Annotated in this window: 1 protein-coding gene; it reads left to right on the plus strand. The window is 39.0% G+C overall.

From position 1 onward, the window contains the following. Nucleotides 1–2,693: fibronectin type III domain-containing protein (locus tag D1155_RS15410; protein WP_160203297.1), on the plus strand; the 2,693-nt coding region annotated here is incomplete at both ends.

Raw genomic sequence — 2,693 nt, forward strand, 5'->3', positions numbered from 1 at the left:
ATTCTTAAAATGAAGAAATTTTTAACAGTGCTTCTTGCATTGTCAGTTGTCTTCACTTATAGCTTCAGTGCTGTTGGAACTGTTTTTGCGGTAACCGATGAAGGAACATTCAACGGTAATGTAAATCAGGCTCAGGCGCAGGTTACTGAAACTCTGAATAGCAGCTATAACAATGTTGTAAAGAACATAACTGCTGCAGAATATGATACTGGCTATACTGCCAGCAAAGCTGCTTGGACTGCTGCTGCACAGCTGATTAAAGATAAGCAGCTTGCTGCTATCACTGCAAGAACAAACGAAATCAAAGGCAAATATGCTGATCTTCAAGACTTAACAGTAAACGAGATTGTTGCACTCTATAGTGAAGCGAAGGGAGATGATACCAAAAATGATTTTGCATCTGACGCTCCAGTTTTGGTACAGGGTGATTTAAACGATGCGTTATACGCTGATGTCAAGGTGAAGGATGCTGTTGCTAGAGCTGACTTTGCAGAGAAGAAAGCAGAAGCACTGAATGCTGTAGATAAGATTAATTTATCTATTTACTCCACTACTGTTGATAAAGTAACAAAAAAGAGTGGTTATGATCTTGCAAAAGAAAAAATTGCTGAGATCAAAAAAGAAATCAATGCTGTAACAATTGCTGCAAATGCAGATGTTAGTGCTGTTAAGACTGCATTAGGTGAGATTGGTGCTACAGAAACCGTTACTTATAATACTGCTACCGGTGAATATGGTACTGAAACGGCAACGGTTGATGCCGGCGCATTAAAAGATGTTGTTAAAATTGTTGACAGTACAGATGCAAATGTTGTAATCGGTTACAAGCTCGCAAATGCACTGAACTATTTAACAACTGCGAAAGAAGAAGCAGATGCTACCACTTTAGCTGCAAAAAAGGCTGCTTATTTAAGCCGTGTAAATGCAAATGCTGCACAGTACCTTGCTAGCAATGCTACTGCTACTGGTGATACTGCTGCAAAAGTAAAGGCCGAAAAGGATGCATATGTTGCAGGCATGACTGCAATTATCAATGCTGTTACTACAGATGCTGAGTTGAGTGCCATTGCTACTTCAACCGATACTATTGCTGTTCCAACAACTGATTTCTTCTATACTGCAAATGCGGTAAAAATCTCTGATCTGGAAACAGTTGCAGCTAAATATAAAGCATATAAAGATGCAGATGGAAATACTGTAAAAGATGCAGATGCAATTGATAAAATTGTTGCAGATGCAAAAGTTGCAGCATACAAAACAAATGCTGCCTGGTCTGGATATGATGCTGCTGAAGCAGAGATTAAATCTGATGCTACCAATGCTGCAGCTGCGGTTTCCAAAGAAGTGATTGAACTTGAAAAAGCTGATATTGAAAAAGGTAGAGCAGAGGCACTTGCCGAAGGCTACTATGCTCCAGAAGAAGCAAAAGTAAACGCTCTCTTTGATAAATTAATTGCTGCTGTAGATGCTGCAAAAACTGCTACTGAAGTTCAGGACGTATATACTAATAACAATGCAGTAGTTGGTTTAGATGAAATCTATACTAAAGAAGATTTATTAGATGAGATTAAAGCGATGGCAGGCTTTACTACCAACAAAACTGCTCTGGAAGCATATAAAACAATGCTGAATGCTGGATTTACATCCGCAGATGCAGGCTACAGAGATTTCACGGCATATGATGATAATTTCTTTGCAGATTTATATGCAAGCAATGGTGCTAGAACAACTGAAAAAGTTGCTGCACTGTTAAACACTGCAAAAGCAGTACTTGACGCAGCAAAAACCAAGGGACAGATTGCAGCCGACAAGAAAGCAGTTGAAGATAAAATTGCGGCACTGCCTGCAACCATTACTACCGCAAATGCCGCTGCAGTTACAGCTGCATTTGATGCAGCTGTGGCATACAACAAAGATGCGAATAAAACAATGGATAATACTGACATTGCAAACATCGCAACTTTAAAATTAGCGATTTCTGCATTAGCCAAAGCTGAAAAGAAAGAAATCACTGATGCAATTGCAAAACTTCCTGCTAATGTAACTAGCGCTGATAAGGAAAATATCAAAACATTAGTTGCGAAAGAGAAGGCATTCAATGAAAAATGTGATACTGGCAAAATCTACGAAGGTGTGACAAGATTTACTGATGCTGAAATTACGACTTTAACTGATAAGCTAGTAACCATTCGCGGTCAGGAATTAGCTGCTGTTAAAAAGGCAATTGATGCAATTCCGTTTAATGTAACTGAAGCCCATAAGGCATTAGTTGAAACGGCTAGAGCATTATATGATGCATATGTTGCTGAATACACAGATTATACTGCTCCAGCTCCAAGTGGCGGATATAATCAGAATGCTGCAAAAGATATTCCTGATGCAAAATTCAAAGAATTAGCAGATGCTGAAGCTACATTAGCAGCTTTAGAAAAAGATGCTGTAGAAAAGATTATCAAAGCAGTAGAATCCTTCAAGATTAAGGTAACCACAAAGCGTTACACCGGTTCCAAGATGAGAATCAACTGGACTACAACAGGTGATGAATCCGCAATCGACGGATACAGAGTATACTACTCCACTAAGAAGTCCAACTCCGGTTACAAGTACTTAACTAAAACTACTAAGAAGTACATCAACCACACTTCCATCAAGAAGAACGTGAAGAAGGGTACTAGAGTATACTACAGAGTAAG

Origin of the sequence: Anaerotruncus sp. 80 (assembly GCF_009936115.1) — a bacterium.
GTDB classification, from domain to species: Bacteria; Bacillota; Clostridia; order Peptostreptococcales; family Anaerovoracaceae; genus Senimuribacter; species Senimuribacter intestinalis.